The sequence below is a fragment of the Psychrobacter sp. W2-37-MNA-CIBAN-0211 genome (genome assembly GCF_040309405.1).
GTDB lineage: Bacteria > Pseudomonadota > Gammaproteobacteria > Pseudomonadales > Moraxellaceae > Psychrobacter > Psychrobacter glaciei.
On sequence record NZ_JBEOOU010000177.1, the window covers coordinates 1 to 275 of the forward strand.

The window sequence follows — 275 nt, forward strand, 5'->3', positions numbered from 1 at the left end:
CTACAAGGAATTCGTCGCGGCGCTGACCGACGCGGACGCGAAGGTCCAGGGCGCGCGCTGCATGGATTGCGGCATCCCGTTCTGCAACAACGGCTGCCCGGTCAACAACATCATCCCGGACTTCAACGATCTCGTTTACCGCCAGGACTGGCAGCAGGCGATCGAAGTCCTGCACTCGACCAACAACTTCCCGGAATTCACGGGCCGCATCTGCCCGGCGCCGTGCGAAGCGGCCTGCACGCTCGGGATCAACAACGATCCGGTCGGCATCAAGT

1 pseudogene is annotated in these 275 nt (G+C 62.9%); it reads left to right on the forward strand.

Annotated features, from left to right (window positions below):
- A pseudogene (locus AAEY72_RS14790) lies at positions 1-275 on the forward strand (glutamate synthase small subunit); the annotation flags it as partial.